The organism is Alkalihalophilus pseudofirmus (genome assembly GCF_029094545.1).
Lineage (GTDB): Bacteria > Bacillota > Bacilli > Bacillales > Bacillaceae_D > Alkalihalophilus > Alkalihalophilus pseudofirmus.
In genome coordinates this window covers 23494-39087 of sequence record NZ_CP117835.1, presented here as the reverse complement: position 1 = coordinate 39087, position 15594 = coordinate 23494, and the positions used below count along the sequence as shown (strand labels likewise).

The 15594-nt window shown below is 44.7% G+C and carries 11 protein-coding genes, 1 tRNA gene, 2 rRNA genes and 1 other RNA gene; 4 read left to right on the top strand and 11 right to left on the bottom strand.

Features of this window, described 5'->3' with window-relative positions:
* Positions 1–105: 105 nt before the first annotated feature.
* The 11 genes from PQ478_RS00160 to PQ478_RS00110 form a co-directional block, all read right to left on the bottom strand.
* Positions 106–3045 (bottom strand): 23S ribosomal RNA (locus PQ478_RS00160).
* A gap of 363 nt (positions 3046–3408) precedes the next feature.
* Positions 3409–4960 (bottom strand): 16S ribosomal RNA (locus PQ478_RS00155).
* The 16S and 23S rRNA genes sit together here, the layout of an rRNA operon.
* Before the next feature lie 309 nt (positions 4961–5269).
* Positions 5270–5533 carry a pro-sigmaK processing inhibitor BofA family protein gene (locus tag PQ478_RS00150; protein ID WP_012957042.1) on the bottom strand — a complete coding sequence of 88 codons (264 nt, stop codon included), beginning with the start codon at positions 5531–5533 and terminating at the stop codon, positions 5270–5272.
* Between the two features lie 64 nt (positions 5534–5597).
* Complete coding sequence (locus tag PQ478_RS00145) at positions 5598–5825, bottom strand: YaaL family protein (protein WP_012957041.1); 228 nt, start codon at positions 5823–5825, stop codon at positions 5598–5600.
* Positions 5826–5841: 16 nt separating this feature from the next.
* Positions 5842–6438, bottom strand: a complete 597-nt coding sequence (recR, locus tag PQ478_RS00140) for a recombination mediator RecR (RefSeq protein WP_012957040.1) — start codon at positions 6436–6438, stop codon at positions 5842–5844.
* Between the two features lie 11 nt (positions 6439–6449).
* Complete coding sequence (locus PQ478_RS00135) at positions 6450–6761, bottom strand: YbaB/EbfC family nucleoid-associated protein (protein WP_012957039.1); 312 nt, start codon at positions 6759–6761, stop codon at positions 6450–6452.
* An 18-nt stretch (positions 6762–6779) separates the two neighbouring features.
* A complete protein-coding gene (dnaX, locus tag PQ478_RS00130) occupies positions 6780–8465 on the bottom strand; it encodes a DNA polymerase III subunit gamma/tau (RefSeq protein WP_289235513.1) in 1686 nt (561 codons plus the stop codon).
* Between the two features lie 141 nt (positions 8466–8606).
* Positions 8607–8872: signal recognition particle sRNA large type (gene ffs, locus PQ478_RS00125), an RNA gene on the bottom strand.
* Between the two features lie 81 nt (positions 8873–8953).
* Positions 8954–9442: a tRNA adenosine(34) deaminase TadA gene (gene tadA / locus PQ478_RS00120; RefSeq protein WP_289235512.1), complete on the bottom strand. Its 489-nt coding sequence runs from the start codon at positions 9440–9442 to the stop codon at positions 8954–8956.
* A 75-nt stretch (positions 9443–9517) separates the two neighbouring features.
* A tRNA-Ser gene (locus PQ478_RS00115) sits at positions 9518–9610 on the bottom strand.
* Positions 9611–9724: 114 nt separating this feature from the next.
* Entirely contained in the window at positions 9725–11341 is a 1617-nt protein-coding gene (locus PQ478_RS00110) for a glutathione ABC transporter substrate-binding protein (protein WP_289235511.1), read from the bottom strand.
* Between the two features lie 323 nt (positions 11342–11664).
* Here PQ478_RS00110 and opp1C point away from each other — a divergent pair, with 323 nt between their 5' ends.
* From opp1C to PQ478_RS00090, 4 genes are read left to right on the top strand one after another with little or no spacing between them, the layout of a single operon-like run.
* A complete protein-coding gene (opp1C, locus tag PQ478_RS00105; RefSeq protein ID WP_012957035.1) occupies positions 11665–12561 on the top strand; it encodes a nickel/cobalt ABC transporter permease in 897 nt (298 codons plus the stop codon).
* A 17-nt stretch (positions 12562–12578) separates the two neighbouring features.
* A complete protein-coding gene (nikB, locus tag PQ478_RS00100; RefSeq protein WP_012957034.1) occupies positions 12579–13499 on the top strand; it encodes a nickel ABC transporter permease in 921 nt (306 codons plus the stop codon).
* Between the two features lie 32 nt (positions 13500–13531).
* Positions 13532–14560 carry an ABC transporter ATP-binding protein gene (locus PQ478_RS00095; protein WP_289235510.1) on the top strand — a complete coding sequence of 343 codons (1029 nt, stop codon included), beginning with the start codon at positions 13532–13534 and terminating at the stop codon, positions 14558–14560.
* Positions 14541–15554, top strand: a complete 1014-nt coding sequence (locus PQ478_RS00090; RefSeq protein WP_289235509.1) for an ABC transporter ATP-binding protein — start codon at positions 14541–14543, stop codon at positions 15552–15554. Before PQ478_RS00095 ends, PQ478_RS00090 begins: the two co-directional genes overlap by 20 nt.
* The last annotated feature ends 40 nt before the right edge of the window (positions 15555–15594 follow it).

The following is a 15594-nucleotide window of genomic DNA, read 5'->3' as shown; positions in this document are numbered from 1 at the left end:
CGGGCATTCACTTCGTCGCTTCCTCGAACTGTTCGATCCTCTTTGTAAATGTTTGAGATGGTTCTCTCAAAACTAGATAATGTGTAAACATATGTCAAGAATAATTTGGATAAGTCCTCGACCGATTAGTATCTGTCAGCTCCACATGTCGCCATGCTTCCACACCAGACCTATCAACCTCATCATCTCTAAGGGGTCTTACTGGATTAACTCCATGGGAAATCTCATCTTGAGGGGGGCTTCATGCTTAGATGCTTTCAGCACTTATCCCGTCCACACGTAGCTACCCAGCGATGCTCCTGGCGGAACAACTGGTACACCAGCGGTGTGTCCATCCCGGTCCTCTCGTACTAAGGACAGCTCCTCTCAAATTTCCTACGCCCGCGACGGATAGGGACCGAACTGTCTCACGACGTTCTGAACCCAGCTCGCGTACCGCTTTAATGGGCGAACAGCCCAACCCTTGGGACCTACTTCAGCCCCAGGATGCGATGAGCCGACATCGAGGTGCCAAACCTCCCCGTCGATGTGGACTCTTGGGGGAGATAAGCCTGTTATCCCCAGGGTAGCTTTTATCCGTTGAGCGATGGCCCTTCCATGCGGAACCACCGGATCACTAAGCCCGACTTTCGTCCCTGCTCGACTTGTAGGTCTCGCAGTCAAGCTCCCTTTTGCCTTTGCACTCTACGAATGATTTCCAACCATTCTGAGGGAACCTTTGGGCGCCTCCGTTACTGTTTAGGAGGCGACCGCCCCAGTCAAACTGCCCACCTGACACTGTCCCTGAACCGGATCACGGCTCGAGGTTAGAATGTCAGCACAGTCAGGGTAGTATCCCACCGACGCCTCCATCGAAGCTGGCGCTCCGACTTCCAAGGCTCCTACCTATCCTGTACAAACTGTACCAACATCCAATATCAAGCTACAGTAAAGCTCCATGGGGTCTTTCCGTCCTGTCGCGGGTAACCTGCATCTTCACAGGTACTATAATTTCACCGGGTCTCTCGTTGAGACAGTATCCAAGTCGTTACACCATTCGTGCGGGTCGGAACTTACCCGACAAGGAATTTCGCTACCTTAGGACCGTTATAGTTACGGCCGCCGTTTACTGGGGCTTCAATTCAGAGCTTCTCCCGTAAGGGATAACCCCTCCTCTTAACCTTCCAGCACCGGGCAGGTGTCAGCCCCTATACTTCGCCTTGCGGCTTCGCAGAGACCTGTGTTTTTGCTAAACAGTCGCTTGGATCTTTTCACTGCGGCTCTCTCGGGCATACACCCTACCAGAGCACCCCTTCTCCCGAAGTTACGGGGTCATTTTGCCGAGTTCCTTAACGAGAGTTCTCCCGAGCGTCTTAGAATTCTCTTCTCGCCTACCTGTGTCGGTTTGCGGTACGGGCACCTCTCACCTCGCTAGAGGCTTTTCTTGGCAGTGGAGGATCAGGAACTTCGGTACTAAATTTCCCTCGCCATCACAACTCAGCCTTCACGAGAAGCGGATTTGCCTACTTCTCAGCCTAATTGCTTGGACGCACATATCCATCAGTGCGCTTACCCTACCTTACTGCGTCCCCCCATTACTCAAACGGTGAGGAGGTGGTACAGGAATTTCAACCTGTTGTCCATCGCCTACGCTTTTCAGCCTCGGCTTAGGTCCCGACTTACCCTGAGCGGACGAGCCTTCCTCAGGAAACCTTGGGCTTTCGACGGAGGGGATTCTCACCCCTCTTTTCGCTACTCATACCGGCATTCTCACTTCTAAGCGCTCCACCAGTCCTCACGATCTGACTTCGCTGCACTTAGAACGCTCCCCTACCACTGACACCTAAGGTGTCAATCCATAGCTTCGGTGATACGTTTAGCCCCGGTACATTTTCGGCGCAGAGTCACTCGACCAGTGAGCTATTACGCACTCTTTAAATGGTGGCTGCTTCTAAGCCAACATCCTGGTTGTCTGGGCAACTCCACATCCTTTTCCACTTAACGTATACTTTGGGACCTTAGCTGATGGTCTGGGCTGTTTCCCTCTTGACTACGGATCTTAGCACTCGCAGTCTGACTCCCGAGTAAAAGTTTTTGGCATTCGGAGTTTGACTGAATTCGGTAATCCTGTGGGGACCCCTAGTCCAATCAGTGCTCTACCTCCAAAACTCTCAACCTCGAGGCTAGCCCTAAAGCTATTTCGGGGAGAACCAGCTATTTCCGAGTTCGATTGGCATTTCACCCCTACCCACACCTCATCCCCGCATTTTTCAACATGCGTGGGTTCGGGCCTCCATTCAGTGTTACCTGAACTTCACCCTGGACATGGGTAGATCACACGGTTTCGGGTCTACGACGGCGTACTCATTCGCCCTATTCAGACTCGCTTTCGCTACGGCTCCGCCTTATCAGCTTAACCTTGCACGACATCGTAACTCGCCGGTTCATTCTACAAAAGGCACGCTGTCACCCATTAACGGGCTCCAACTAGTTGTAGGCACACGGTTTCAGGATCTGTTTCACTCCCCTTCCGGGGTGCTTTTCACCTTTCCCTCACGGTACTGGTTCACTATCGGTCACTAGGGAGTATTTAGCCTTGGGAGATGGTCCTCCCGGATTCCGACGGGGTTTCACGTGTCCCGCCGTACTCAGGATCCACTCAGGAGGAAATAGAATTTCGACTACAGGGCTGTTACCTTGTGTCGCGGACCTTTCCAGATCGCTTCGCCTATCCTATTTCTTTGTAACTCCGTATAGAGTGTCCTACAACCCCAAGAGGCAAGCCTCTTGGTTTGGGCTGATACCGTTTCGCTCGCCGCTACTCAGGTAATCGCATTTGCTTTCTCTTCCTCTGGGTACTTAGATGTTTCAGTTCCCCAGGTCTGCCTCCTCATACCCTATGTATTCAGGTATGGGTACTATTCCATTACGAATAGTGGGTTCCCCCATTCGGATATCCTCGGATCAAAGCTCACTTACAGCTCCCCGAGGCGTTTCGCCGTTCGTCGCGTCCTTCTTCGGCTCCTAGTGCCAAGGCATTCACCGTGCGCCCTTTCTAACTTAACCAAAATTTAAAAAAGGTTGTTGAATTCTTGACATGCTCGTTCAATCTTCTCTATTAAAAGATACCGATGAACAAATATGTTTACATGGACTTCAGATAAACTTCGAATCTCTTCGTCTACTTCACAATTCGTGTTCTCACGTACCGATGTACGATCCGAGCACTCATTTGATCGTATCCTCGATCTTCTCGTTTCTCTTTGTCCGTTTTCATTATCTAGTTTTCAAAGAACCAAGTACTAACCCTTACTCAACTTGGTGAGAATTAGTATCTAATTGAAGGATAGTTCCTTCAAAACTGAACAAAAGATCCAAAGCGTATATGATCGTAAGATCATACATCGACTAGAGTTAAATACTCCATAGAAAGGAGGTGATCCAGCCGCACCTTCCGATACGGCTACCTTGTTACGACTTCACCCCAATCATCTGTCCCACCTTAGGCGGCTGGCTCCAAAAGGTTACCTCACCGACTTCGGGTGTTACAAACTCTCGTGGTGTGACGGGCGGTGTGTACAAGGCCCGGGAACGTATTCACCGCGGCATGCTGATCCGCGATTACTAGCAATTCCGGCTTCATGTAGGCGAGTTGCAGCCTACAATCCGAACTGAGAATGGCTTTATGGGATTCGCTCAACCTCGCGGTTTTGCAGCCCTTTGTACCATCCATTGTAGCACGTGTGTAGCCCAGGTCATAAGGGGCATGATGATTTGACGTCATCCCCACCTTCCTCCGGTTTGTCACCGGCAGTCACCTTAGAGTGCCCAACTGAATGCTGGCAACTAAGATCAAGGGTTGCGCTCGTTGCGGGACTTAACCCAACATCTCACGACACGAGCTGACGACAACCATGCACCACCTGTCACTTTGTCCCCCGAAGGGGAAAGCTCTATCTCTAGAGTGGTCAAAGGATGTCAAGACCTGGTAAGGTTCTTCGCGTTGCTTCGAATTAAACCACATGCTCCACTGCTTGTGCGGGCCCCCGTCAATTCCTTTGAGTTTCAACCTTGCGGTCGTACTCCCCAGGCGGAGTGCTTAATGTGTTAACTTCGGCACTAAGGGCATCGAAACCCCTAACACCTAGCACTCATCGTTTACGGCGTGGACTACCAGGGTATCTAATCCTGTTTGCTCCCCACGCTTTCGCGCCTCAGCGTCAGTTACAGACCAGAGAGTCGCCTTCGCCACTGGTGTTCCTCCACATATCTACGCATTTCACCGCTACACGTGGAATTCCACTCTCCTCTTCTGTACTCAAGTCTCCCAGTTTCCAATGACCCTCCACGGTTGAGCCGTGGGCTTTCACATCAGACTTAAGAGACCGCCTGCGCGCGCTTTACGCCCAATAATTCCGGACAACGCTTGCCACCTACGTATTACCGCGGCTGCTGGCACGTAGTTAGCCGTGGCTTTCTGGTTAGGTACCGTCAAGGTGCCGCCTTATTCAAACGGCACTTGTTCTTCCCTAACAACAGAGCTTTACGATCCGAAAACCTTCATCACTCACGCGGCGTTGCTCCGTCAGACTTTCGTCCATTGCGGAAGATTCCCTACTGCTGCCTCCCGTAGGAGTCTGGGCCGTGTCTCAGTCCCAGTGTGGCCGATCACCCTCTCAGGTCGGCTACGCATCGTCGCCTTGGTAAGCCGTTACCTTACCAACTAGCTAATGCGCCGCGGGCCCATCTGTAAGTGATAGCCAGAGGCCATCTTTTACCGCTCCACCATGAGGTGGAACGGGTTATCCGGTATTAGCCCCGGTTTCCCGGAGTTATCCCAGTCTTACAGGCAGGTTGCCCACGTGTTACTCACCCGTCCGCCGCTAACATCAGGGAGCAAGCTCCCATCAGTCCGCTCGACTTGCATGTATTAGGCACGCCGCCAGCGTTCGTCCTGAGCCAGGATCAAACTCTCCATAAAAGTGTTTGATTAAGCTCAAAAATAATTCATTGACGAGATATCATGTATCTCTATTTCGCTTGGCTTTTGTTCAGTTTTCAAAGAACTTTTTCGTCCGCCGCTCGTTGGCGACTTAACTAATATACCATCACATCAACGTTTCGTCAACATCTTTTTTAAAAGTTGTTTTCGTTTGTTGTTGTGGTGTGTCTCAGCGACAAGTAATAATATAACACAGTTCCGAAAATAAATGCAACCCCTTTTTATAAAAAGATTTATTAAAAAGAAAAAAGCCCGCGATCTTCTTATTAGAAGAATCGCAGCTTCTACTTAAAGAATAAACTGTTTCGTCACAATTAATAGAAGGAGACCAGGTATTCCGAGGACACCGGAGACTAATGCAGTCACTCCATTGATCGGAATGTGAAAGGCAAAGAACGAACCAAAAGCATTTACAAAGAACAACATCAAAGCTCCGATTACAAGTTTAACGGCTAGCTGCCCGACGAAACGAATGGGCTTAAGTGGTGCCCCAACCGTTAATAACAAGATAACCAGCCCTGCCAAAATTGCGATAACTAAGATCGGATCCATCTCATCACCTCTTAATGCTTGTCTTTAGTTCATTTTATGTGTGCTCACACAAAAAAAGAACAAGCTATCTAACAAGCTTGTTCTGTCGCATTTTTTGAGTTCTAGCTTCTCTTAATAAGAAGGTATAGGCAGATTCAGTCGCCCTCATTCTCGCAAGCACGTCGTCCGATGGATCGACACTGTGTGATACGTAATGCTTTTCATTATCCAATCGTTCTTTCATCGATTCAATCGATCGTAATAGACGGTCGCTTTCTTCTTTCCGCAACTTTCCTCTTTTTCGAAAAAACATAACGGCCCCCTCGACGCTACAATTCTCTTCTACCTTCAATTGCTCTAGATAATGTCACTTCATCAGCATATTCTAGATCTCCACCAACTGGCAGTCCGTGCGCAATTCTCGTCACTTTAATACCGGTAGGCTTAACCAGGCGCGATATATACATCGCCGTTGCTTCCCCTTCAATAGTCGGGTTGGTAGCAATGATTACCTCTTGAATGGTGTCGTCTTGCAGTCGCTTTAATAGTTCTGGGATTTTGACATCCTCAGGTCCTATGCCGTCCATTGGAGAGATCGCACCATGTAAGACATGGTAATGACCACGATACTCCTTCATCTTTTCCATAGCGATCACATCTTTCGCTTCTTGGACAACACAAACCATAGAATCATCTCGATGTTTATCCTCACATATACGGCAAGGGTCCGTATCAGTAATATTATGACAAACCGAGCAATACGTTAAATTCCGCTTAGCATTTACAAGAGCTTTTGCGAAATCTAAGACATCATCTTCCTTCATATCTAAAACAAAGAAAGCCAGGCGGCTCGCCGTTTTCGGTCCGATACCTGGCAGTTTCATAAATCCTTCAATTAACTTTGCGATTGGTTCTGGATATTGCAAAGCAAAACCTCCTAGAACATTCCTGGGATGTTCATTCCTTTTGTGAATTTACCCATATCTTGCTCAACAAGCTCATCTACTTTTTTCAATGCTTCATTTGTAGCTGCTAGAATTAGATCTTGAAGCATATCAATATCATCTGGATCTACAACATCTTCAGAGATTTGCACATCTACAATACGCTTATCTCCACTAGCAATGACTGTCACCATACCGCCGCCAGCCGTTGCTTCAACTGTCTTTTCTTTTAATTCTTCCTGCGCCTTCATCATTTGCTTTTGCATTTTTTGCATTTGCTTCATCATACTACCCATGTTTTTCATAATAAGATCCTCCTTGTTTTAACCGTCTATTATTTCGACTAGATCTGCACCTACTAATTTGAGTGCTTCGTCTACAACAGGGTCACTCTCACTCTCTCCCCCGCGCTGTTCCTTCATATACTCTTCCTTCAACCTATCCCACTGAGTTTGAAGCAGTGTCATAAAGGTCACTTGAGTGGAGAATATCTGCTGAAACACCTCTTCTAAAAATGGACGGAACTTTGTATCCATCATATCACGATGCATTTCATTTTGAAACGCTAGAAGGATGAAGCCTTCAGCAGCTGCAACTGGACGGCTGTCACTCAACCAGGCATGTGCAGGAATATTTTGAGCTTTCACTTGTTCCATTACAGAACCCCACTGCCCTGTAACCTTTTGAAGCTCCTGCTTACTCGCTCCCTTAAGAAGCTCTTTTACTTTAGATGTATTTACTCTCGTTTGAGGAATTTGCTTTTTCGGCCGTCTTACCGACTGTTGAGGTGCGCTATCCCCCATAGTTGATGGGGTACCGCCTCCTGCTTGAAGCTGCTTCACTACTTTTTCAAGGGAAATAATTTTTGCCTCTAGCTGCTTAACGGTTTCTGACTTAACTTCACTACCGGCAGAAGATTCGCTTGGACGCTGATTCACTAACCTTATTAAGGCCATCTCGAGAATCACTTTCGGATGGGTAGACCATTTCATCTCTTGCACCGAGCCATTCAAAACCTCAATCGCTTGATACAGCCAAGGGAAGTCAAATTGTTCGCTTAGAGAAACAGCTATATCTCCCGAATCTGCTCTTTCTAATAAATCTTTCGAATCAGGAGCCGTTTTACATAACAGCAAATCTCTCATGTAGTAGATAAGATCTTCTAAAATACGGCCAGGTTCTTTCCCATCTCTTACAAGCTGATCAAGTGATTCAAGAACGACCGCCGAATCTTTATTTGCCACTGCTTCCACCAAATTAACTAAAACTTGTTCTGAGACAGCGCCTGTGATCGCTAGAACATCTTCTAATGTTAACGGACCTTCAGCATAAGAGATCGCTTGGTCAAGCAAACTCAATGCATCACGCATTCCTCCATCAGCGGCTCGGGCGATCATATTCAGAGCCTCATCATCTACTTCTATCCCATCATGCAAGAGTATCTGATTCATCCGTCCTACAATGGCCGTATTCGGGATTCGTTTGAAGTCAAAGCGCTGACATCTTGAAATAATCGTTAACGGAATTTTATGAGGTTCAGTTGTCGCTAAAATGAAGATAACATGACCAGGAGGTTCTTCTAATGTTTTCAATAAAGCATTAAATGCACCAGTAGAAAGCATGTGAACCTCATCGATGATGTATACCTTGTAAGGCACTTCATTAGGCGCAAACTTAACCTTATCCCTAATATCACGAATTTCATCTACTCCGTTATTTGATGCTGCATCAATCTCCATCACATCTACAATTGCACCTGAGGTGATCCCTTTACAGGCAGCACATTCATTGCACGGCTCTGCCACGGGGGCCTTCTCGCAGTTGATTGCTTTAGAAATGATTTTTGCAGCACTTGTTTTACCTGTCCCGCGTGGTCCTGAAAACAAATAAGCGTGGGAAAACTTATTTTGCAATAAAGCATTTTGAAGCGTTTTCGTTATATGTTCCTGTCCAACAACATCTCTTAATTGCTGCGGACGCCATACGCGGTATAATGCTTGATAGCTCATTGATTCCCACTCCTTCTTCACTTACTACTCCATATTATACTGATTTAAAAGATGATAATAAAGTATCTTAAGGGGGATACCTATAAAAAAACCCAATAAAAAAACAACCGCAAAAGCAGTTGTTATCTTATGTATATAATACCGTGCACCTTTCTTCGATAGTGCCACCCTAAGCGTTACCTAAGCAGTTAGCTCGGCCCAGGCTGCTCCACGGCACACGGAAGGGGCCACTTACTGCTGCTTCCTTCCGGACCTGACAGGGTTCGTGGGTTTCCGTTGCGTGGAACCCAAGCGTCAACACCACTTACTTAGGTCAGACCTTACGATGACAAAACCTCGGAAAGGGATTCAGTCCCGCTACAGCGGATTGCGGGTACAGGGCACCGCTACCTCCCCACCTAGCACGGCAAATTGTATAACGTTGTTAGGCGTCTTACTGACGCATTTCCTAGTATAGTTTGTTTGAGGAGAAATTGCAAGTGTAAGAATTAGGAAGCTCCATTTCTTTTCGCTTCCTTTCTTTTTGCTCTAAGCTTTCGAAAAAAGGTGGTAAGCCTTTCTCCACACTCTGTTTCTAAACACCCGCTTACCACTTCTGCACGATGATTAAATCGCGGTTCGTCCAGCAGGTTCATTAACGTTCCTGCACAGCCAGCCTTAGGGTCTGCTGCACCATATACTACAAGATCTAACCGAGACTGTACAATGGCCCCTGCGCACATTGGGCATGGTTCAAGCGTTACATAAAGAGTGCAGCCAGACAACCTCCAGTTGCCTAACACATCGCACGCTTCTTTTATGGCAAGTAATTCTGCATGCGCGATTGCTTGATGGTCACACTCCCTGCGATTATGAGCAGCAGCAATCACTTCGCCGTCTTTCACAATCACTGCTCCGATCGGCACCTCTCCTATTTGCTCCGCCGCATCAGCTTCCCGCAGCGCAAGCTTCATCCAATCCTCGTGTGTCTCAGCCACCAGAGCAACCTCCTCGCAATGTATATAGATATAAAAAAACACCACCCAATAGGTGATGTGTGTCATTTTAAAATATGGCGGAGGAAGAGGGATTCGAACCCCCGCGCGGTTTAACCCGCCTGTCGGTTTTCAAGACCGATCCCTTCAGCCGGACTTGGGTATTCCTCCGTGTTGTTACAAACCTGCTGACAAGGAATATAATATCATCCTACATAAAGTAGTGCAAGCTTTTTTATAAAAAAAGATGATCTTTTTTCAAAAGACCATCTTTCTTCTATTATATTAGTTGATCGTTACATCATGAAGCATGTAAGTTCCGTTTGGATGTTTCCAGAAACCTTGTACTTCATCACGAAGACCTACAAGGTACTCTTGATGGTAAAGGTAGATCATTGGAGCATCTTCAACTAACATTTCTTGCGCTTGCTTGTAAAGACCTAGACGAGTTTCCTCATCAGCTGTTTGACGAGCTTCTTCTAAGATCTCATCAAGCTCAGCATCTTGCATGAATGTACGGTTACCGGCTTCACCTACATTAGATGAGTGGAATAGTGGGTACATACCGTAGTCAGCATCACCTGTAACTACAGACCAGCCTAGGATAAACATATCATGTTGTCCGTTAGCAGTTTGCTCTAAATAAGCACCCCACTCAAGGATCTCAATACTTACATCTACATTAATTTTCGCAAGTTCAGCTTGAACATACTCAGCGATTGCCATACGCTCACGACTGTCATTTGTCCAAATTGTTGTAGAGAATCCATCTTCAAAACCAGCTTCAGCAAGAAGTTCTTGTGCAGCTTCTGTGTCATAACCTAATGGCTCAACAGAATCATCAAAACCAAATACATCTGGAGCAAGCGGTCCAACCGCAGGGATACCAGTGTCATCTAAGATACCGCTGATAATACCTTCTTTATTAATTGCCATTGAGATTGCTTGACGAACACGCTCATCATCAAATGGCTCTTTGTCCATGTTGAACCCGATGTATGAAAGACTCACACTGTTTGTACGATCAAGACTTACTTCTGGAGTATTCTCAACACGTGTTACATCACTTGGGCTGACAGGGAAAATAATGTGTGCTCCACCTGTTTCAAGCTCAGCAATACGAGTTAAATCTTCAGGTACTACAGAGAATGTTACAGAGTCAACCTTTGCAGGCTCGCCCCAGTAATCTTCATTTTTAACTAATTTCACAGCTGTACCAGGGTTCCACTCTTCGAATTTGAAGAAACCAGTTCCGACTGGGTTTTCACTGATTGAAGCACCAGGAGTTCCTCCGCCAGCTACAGCTTCTTGGTCCGCTTCAATAGAAGGAAGTGAACTAATAGAAAGTCCGTTATGAGCTAAGTGAGCAGGAAGCGGAGAGAAAGGATACTCAGTTGTTAATTGAAGAGTATACTCATCAGTTGCTTCAATGCTTGTTACCATATCAATTAAGAAAGAACGTGGAGATGCAACTTCTGGATCAAGAATACGATCAAAGTTAGCTTTTACAACCTCAGCGTTTAATTCTGAATCATCATGGAAAGTTACTCCTTCACGGATTTTGAATTCCCATGTGTTATCATCGATCATTTCCCAATCTTCAGCTAAGCCAGGCTCAAGCTCAAGATCTTCGTTTTGATAAACAAGTGTTTCAAAAATGTTAGCAATAACGTTACTTGATGGAACGTCATTTGAGCTTGCAGGATCTAATGATACTGCATCTGATAATGTAGCAATAACTAAATCGCCGCCTTCTGCACCTTCTGCAGCTTCAGTATCTTCCCCATCTGCATCACCAGCTGGTTCGCCTGAACTGTCCGGCTCACTTGCACATGCTGCCAGCGCAAAAGCTAGTACCATCGCAAGCAAGAAAGCGAAAAGTGAATTTTTAGACATCTTCACTTTTAAAAACCCCCTTAAATTCCTTTTTGTGTGAACTTTTAAAATTCAATATTACTATAACTTAACTTTCACAATAAAACAAGAAATTTTATAAAATTATTAATAGTTCATTTACTTTCTCATTTTTATTGAAGAAAGGTAAAATGGAAAACGCTTACATAATCCATTTATTATTCAGAATGTTTAAAATAAACTAACAAACGACATTATCTTACAAAAGTATTTTAAACATTGTAAAAAATTATGTACGTGATATAATAATGCGGTGTAGTATAACAATAATTTTGTCAAAATTTAAAGCATTTTGAGAAAGGGTGTCTATTATGAGCGAACAGACGATAAATGATGCTATGACAAAAAGTCCTCCTCCGAGCCCTCGGGTTAAGAGTATGAAAAACTTCTATAGAAAGCTTCGTAAAAACAAAGCTGCTATGGTCGGAGGAATTCTGATCTTATTTTTTGTTATTGTAGCGATTATCGGTCCATTTTTTGCACCGTACGATCCAACGGTTCAAAATCATGTGAACAAACTTGCAACTCCTTCATCTGAACACTGGTTCGGAACAGACCATCATGGTCGTGATATCTTCAGCCGTATTATTCATGGAATGTCAATTACATTATATATTGGCCTCTTCTCTGTTATTATCGGTACTGTTTTTGGTGTTTTCCTAGGATTGATTTCTGGTTATTACGGCAAGCGTGTAGATGCATTTATTATGCGTTGCATGGATGTATTACTAGCATTCCCTGGTATTTTACTAGCTTTAGCTATTGTAAGTGTATTAGGCGGAAGCTTAACAAATGTAATCATAGCTGTCGGAATATTCTCGATTCCTGTATTTGCAAGGATTGTACGTGGATCTGTACTTTCTGTTAGAAAGCTAGAATACGTGGATGCTGTTCGTGCACTTGGTGCAAGCGACGGGCGTATTATTTTTAAACACATTTTACCGAATATTTTATCACCTATTATTGTCCAAGCTACTTTGCGTATGGCAACAGCGATTCTTACCGCTAGTGGTCTATCATTCTTAGGAATGGGCGCTCAGCCTCCAACTCCGGAGTGGGGGGCAATGTTAAGTGCCGGACGAAATTATATGTATGACGCACCACATGTAGCGTTATTCCCAGGTTTGGCGATTGTTATTGTTGTACTAGCATTTAATATTTTTGGTGACGGATTACGTGATGCACTTGATCCGAAAATGAAAAACTAGAAAAGAGGTGTAGATGATTGTTTACTTATATAGTTAGACGATTAATTCAAACGATCCCTGTTCTTTTTGGTGTTACAATTCTCGTTTTCTCAATGATGCACCTCATTCCTGGTGACCCGGCTCAAATCATCGCCGGTGAAAGTGCATCCGAAGCTCAAGTTGAGCAAATGCGTGAGCGACTAGGCTTAAATGATCCGCTCCCACAGCAGTACTTTAATTATATTGGAAATGCAATACAGGGTGATTTAGGGAATTCGATCCGTAGTGGCCGTGAAGTAACTCAAGAAATTTCAGGCCGGTTCTGGGTAACAATAGAACTTGCCATATACAGTACGATTTTATCTGTATTTATTGGTTTAATTGCCGGTATCATTTCAGCAACAAGACATTACACGTTCTTAGATACAATGATTATGATTGTGGCTCTATTCGGTCTTTCAATGCCTAACTTCTGGCTTGGATTAATGTTAATTCAATACTTTGCTATCGAATTCCGATGGTTCTTGCCTTCGGGATGGGGATCCTGGCAGCAAGCCGTCCTTCCGGTTATTACTCTCGGTACGGCAGGGGCAGCCATTGTTGCTCGTATGACTCGTTCAAGTATGTTAGAAGTTATCGGACAAGATTATATTCGAACTGCACGTGCTAAAGGGGTAAAAGAAAGAGTTGTTATTTACCGTCACGCTCTTAAGAATGCATTAATTCCTGTTGTAACAGTCGTTGGTTTACAATTTGGTGTGCTTCTTGGCGGAACAGTATTAACAGAAACAGTATTTGCTATTAACGGTATGGGACGTTTAATCATTGATGCGATTCGTGCACGTGACTTCCCTATCGTACAAGGTACAGTACTTGTTATTTCATTACTATTCGTTCTCGTGAACTTACTCGTAGATATTTCTTACCGCTTCTTAAACAAGCGTATTGACCTTGATTAAGACTTACTTATTAATGAAGGGTGTGAAACATTTTGACTACAAATGAATCCATTATTCAAGTGCGGGACCTTCGTACATCATTCTTCACTGATCAAGGTGAAGTAAAAGCTGTTGATGGCGTTACATTCGATGTACCAAAAGGTAAAACACTTGGTATTGTTGGAGAATCTGGTTCAGGTAAAAGTATTACCTCATTATCAATTCTTCGTTTAATCCAAAATCCAGGAAAAGTCGTTGGGGGAGAAATGATCTTCAAAGGAGAAGATCTTCTTAAAAAATCTGAGGCTAAAATGCGTAAGATTCGTGGAAATGAAATTTCAATGATTTTCCAAGAGCCAATGACTTCTCTTAATCCTGTTTACACAGTAGGAGAGCAAATCGGAGAGGCCTTTAGAATTCATGAAGGCTTAGGAAAGAAAAAAGCAATCGAACGTTCGATTGAAATGCTAAAGCTAGTAGGCATCCCGTCACCAGAGCAGCGTGTTCATCAGTATCCGCATGAATTATCTGGTGGTATGCGTCAACGTGTGATGATTGCAATGGCTCTTGCTTGTAATCCAGAGCTTCTTATTGCCGATGAACCTACAACAGCACTTGATGTAACGATTCAAGCACAAATTCTTGAATTAATGAAAGACCTTCAAGACCGCTTAGGTATGTCGATCATTATGATTACACATGACCTAGGTGTAGTTGCTGAAACATGTGATTATGTTGCAGTTATGTATTGCGGTAAAGTGGTTGAATACGCAAGCATTAAAGATTTATTCAAAAACCCACGCCACCCGTATACAGTCGGTCTTCTAAACTCCCTTCCGCGTCATGATATTGATTTGGATGGTGAGGAGCTATCTGTTATTAAAGGATCTGTACCAAGTCCTGCAGATATGCCTAAGGGCTGTCGTTTCGCTCCGCGTTGTCCGTTTGCAAGTGACATCTGCCGTGAGCGTTTACCGGAGCTTGAAGAAGATGAAAATGGAAACCAAATTCGTTGCTGGATTTATTCAGATGAGTGGGACGGGGACCCGGAGGTGAACGTGTATGAAGAAAGAACTTCTTAAGGTTAATGACCTAAAGCAGTACTTCCCGATCAAAGGTGGTTTACTTGGTCGTACAGTAAATCACGTTAAGGCAGTAGATGGTGTATCATTTACCATCTATGAAGGTGAAACAGTAAGTATCGTAGGGGAATCTGGCTGTGGTAAGTCTACTACAGGACGTGCAATCTTACGTTTAGATGAACCAACTGATGGGACAGTTGAGTTTGACGGTGAGGACTTACTTGCCTTAAATAAATCGCAAATGCGTAAAAAACGTAAAGATCTTCAGATCATTTTCCAAGATCCATATGCATCGATCAACCCTCGTCAAACGGTTCGTCAAGTACTTGATGAGGCAATGGAGATTCAAAATGTTATTCCACGTGAAAAGCGTGCAGACCGTATTAAAGAGTTAATGGAAACAGTTGGTCTTGGTGCTCACCAAATTGACCGCTTCCCTCATGAATTCAGTGGCGGTCAGCGTCAGCGTATCGGAATTGCACGTGCGTTATCTGTTGACCCTAAATTAATTATTTGTGATGAGGCTGTATCAGCTCTTGATGTATCCATCCAAGCACAGGTTATTAACTTATTAAAACGTCTGCAGCGTGAATTTCAGCTGACTTACCTGTTTATTTCTCATGACTTAGGCGTTGTACGTCATATTTCTGATCGAGTTATTGTAATGTATTTGGGCCGCATCGTTGAGATCGGTGATAAGAAATCATTATTTGATAATCCGCAGCACCCTTATACAAAAGCATTATTATCAGCTATCCCTGTACCGGACCCTGAGCGCAAGAAAGAGCGTATCATCTTAAAGGGTGATGTTCCTTCTCCAATCAATCCTCCACAAGGATGCCGCTTCCATACTCGTTGTCCATTTGCAACAGAGAAATGTAAGACAGATACTCCTGAACTGCGTGCAGCCGATTATATGAAAGAAGGCCACCAAGCAGCATGTCACTACATGGAAGAAATTGAATCAGGAGAGCGCAAACCTAATTATGTTTAAACTAAAAACCCCTTACAGCATGCGTGCTGTAAGGGGTTTT

Coding starts and splice junctions, on each gene's coding strand:
- PQ478_RS00150 (WP_012957042.1), bottom strand. CDS start 5,533: ATGGATCCGATCTTAGTTATCGCAATTTTGGCAGGGCTGGTTATCTTG.
- PQ478_RS00145 (WP_012957041.1), bottom strand. CDS start 5,825: ATGTTTTTTCGAAAAAGAGGAAAGTTGCGGAAAGAAGAAAGCGACCGT.
- PQ478_RS00135 (WP_012957039.1), bottom strand. CDS start 6,761: ATGAAAAACATGGGTAGTATGATGAAGCAAATGCAAAAAATGCAAAAG.
- dnaX (WP_289235513.1), bottom strand. CDS start 8,465: ATGAGCTATCAAGCATTATACCGCGTATGGCGTCCGCAGCAATTAAGA.
- opp1C (WP_012957035.1), top strand. CDS start 11,665: ATGAGCGAACAGACGATAAATGATGCTATGACAAAAAGTCCTCCTCCG.
- PQ478_RS00090 (WP_289235509.1), top strand. CDS start 14,541: ATGAAGAAAGAACTTCTTAAGGTTAATGACCTAAAGCAGTACTTCCCG.